The organism is Streptomyces sp. NPDC056361 (assembly GCF_042262805.1).
GTDB lineage: Bacteria > Actinomycetota > Actinomycetes > Streptomycetales > Streptomycetaceae > Streptomyces.
Genome location: NZ_JBHJQI010000312.1, coordinates 1 through 1,844 on the forward strand (window position 1 = coordinate 1; position 1,844 = coordinate 1,844).

Genomic DNA, 1,844 nt, shown 5'->3' on the forward strand with positions numbered 1-1,844 from the left:
GTCCTCGGACCGGGGCGGCCTTTCACGTAGGGCGGGGTGCTAGCGCGAGCGCTTCGCGAGGCGCTCGACGTCGAGCAGGATCACGGCGCGGGCCTCCAGGCGCAGCCAGCCGCGCTGGGCGAAGTCGGCGAGCGCCTTGTTCACCGTCTCGCGGGAGGCGCCGACCAGCTGGGCCAGCTCCTCCTGGGTGAGGTCGTGGACGACGTGGATGCCCTCCTCCGACTGCACGCCGAAGCGGCGCGACAGGTCGAGGAGCGCGCGGGCGACACGGCCCGGGACGTCGGAGAAGACCAGGTCGGACATCTGGTCGTTGGTCTTGCGCAGCCGGCGGGCGACCGCGCGCAGCAGCGCGGTGGCGACCTCGGGGCGGGCGTTCAGCCAGGGCTGGAGGTCGCCGTGGCCGAGACCGAGCAGCTTGACCTCGGTCAGCGCGGTGGCGGTGGCGGTGCGCGGGCCCGGGTCGAAGAGCGAGAGCTCGCCGATGAGCTCGCCGGGGCCGAGGACGGCCAGCATGTTCTCGCGCCCGTCGGGGGAGGTGCGGTGCAGCTTCACCTTGCCCTCGGTGACCACGTACAGGCGGTCACCGGGGTCGCCCTCGTGGAAGAGCGCGTCGCCACGGGCGAGCGTCGCCTCACTCATCGAGGCGCGCAGCTCGGCTGCCTGCTCGTCATCGAGCGCCGCGAAGAGCGGGGCGCGCCGCAGAACGTCGTCCACGAGTTCTCTCCTACTGTCGACCTGCTCAAAGGACCTGGGTCCCATGATGCCGGACGCACAAAACCGTGCGATCAATCACAGCAAGTTTGACCCACGGAGCTACCCGTCCGTACGCCAGGGGCCCGATTGGGGTCCGATCGGCCACGCCCGGGGCGGATGTCGGCGGTGGCCCCTAGGCTGGCCGAGTGTCCAACTCGCCGGTGAGAGCGCAGGCCAAGGGGGCTGGAAGAGTGTCGGTCGAAGGTAATTCCGCTGTGGGCGAACACGGCGTGTCGAAACGGGTGAAAGCCTCAAATCGGAAGGCTGTGAAGCCCGAGTCGCGGCTCGCGATGGTCCGCAGAGCACGGAAGATCAACCGGGAACTGGCCGAGGTCTTCCCGTACGCCCATCCGGAGCTCGACTTCCGCAATCCCTTCGAGCTGCTCGTCGCCACGGTCCTCTCGGCGCAGACCACCGACCTGCGGGTCAACCAGACCACCCCCGCCCTCTTCGCGAAGTACCCCACGCCCGAGGACCTCGCCGCCGCCGTGCCCGAGGAGGTCGAGGAGCTCATCCGCCCCACCGGCTTCTTCCGCGCCAAGACCAAGTCGATCATGGGTCTCGCCGCCGCCCTCAGGGACGACTTCGGCGGCGAGGTCCCCGGCCGCCTCGACGACCTCGTCAAGCTTCCGGGAGTCGGCCGCAAGACCGCCTTCGTCGTCCTGGGCAACGCCTTCGGCGTCCCCGGCATCACCGTCGACACCCACTTCATGCGCCTGGTCAGGCGCTGGAAGTGGACCGAGCAGGAGGACCCGGTCAAGATCGAGGCGGAGATCGCCGAGATCTTCCCGAAGAGCGAGTGGACGATGCTCTCGCACCGGGTGATCTTCCACGGACGCCGGATCTGCCACGCCCGCAAGCCCGCGTGCGGCGCCTGCCCGATCACCCACCTCTGCCCCTCGTACGGCGAGGGCGAGACCGACCCCGAGAAGGCCAGGAAGCTGCTCAAGTACGAGATGGGCGGCCTCCCCGGCCAGCGGCTGAACCCGCCGCCCGGCTACCCCGGACGCCCGGCGCCGCACCTCGGGGCGAGCGACTGAGCCTCCTCCCGGGGGCCGGTTCGGGGGCCCGGCCCCCCGGCGCCGGGCCCC

At 70.9% G+C, this 1,844-nt stretch carries 2 protein-coding genes; one reads left to right on the forward strand and one right to left on the reverse strand.

Annotated features, from left to right (window positions below; all coding sequences use genetic code 11):
• Positions 1 to 39: 39 nt before the first annotated feature.
• Entirely contained in the window at positions 40 to 714 is a 675-nt protein-coding gene (locus ACFCY7_RS40435; protein ID WP_015034542.1) for a Crp/Fnr family transcriptional regulator, read from the reverse strand.
• A gap of 254 nt (positions 715 to 968) precedes the next feature.
• On the opposite strand from ACFCY7_RS40435, the gene nth reads away from it, so the two are divergent.
• The gene (gene nth / locus ACFCY7_RS40440; protein WP_376491076.1) at positions 969 to 1,793 is read left to right on the forward strand and encodes an endonuclease III; all 825 of its coding nucleotides are present in this window, start codon (positions 969 to 971) and stop codon (positions 1,791 to 1,793) included.
• Positions 1,794 to 1,844: the final 51 nt, after the last annotated feature.